Here is a 267-nt window from a genome sequence, read left to right as displayed (position 1 = left end):
CAACCGCCTGGCCCACTGGCTGCTGGGGCAGGGCGTGGGGGCCGAAAGCCGCGTGGGCGTGGCCCTGGAGCGGGGCACCGACATGCTGGTGGCGCTGTACGCCGTGCACAAGGCCGGCGGGGTCTACCTGCCCCTGGACCCGGACTACCCGGCGGAACGGGTGCGCTACATGCTGGAAGACTCCGGCGCCTCGTTGCTTCTCAGCCACGACGCCGCCCTGGACCGGCTGCCGTCGGTCGAGGGTGTCGAGACCGTGAACCTGGATCA

The 267-nt window shown here is 71.5% G+C and carries 1 protein-coding gene; it reads left to right on the top strand.

The features are described from left to right. Window positions 1–267: AMP-binding protein (locus NLU14_RS22005; protein WP_275710620.1), on the top strand; the 267-nt coding region annotated here is incomplete at both ends.

The sequence above is a fragment of the Marinobacter iranensis genome (assembly GCF_029207565.1).
In the GTDB taxonomy this organism is placed as follows: domain Bacteria; phylum Pseudomonadota; class Gammaproteobacteria; order Pseudomonadales; family Oleiphilaceae; genus Marinobacter; species Marinobacter iranensis.
This window is presented reverse-complemented; position numbering and strand designations above follow the sequence as displayed.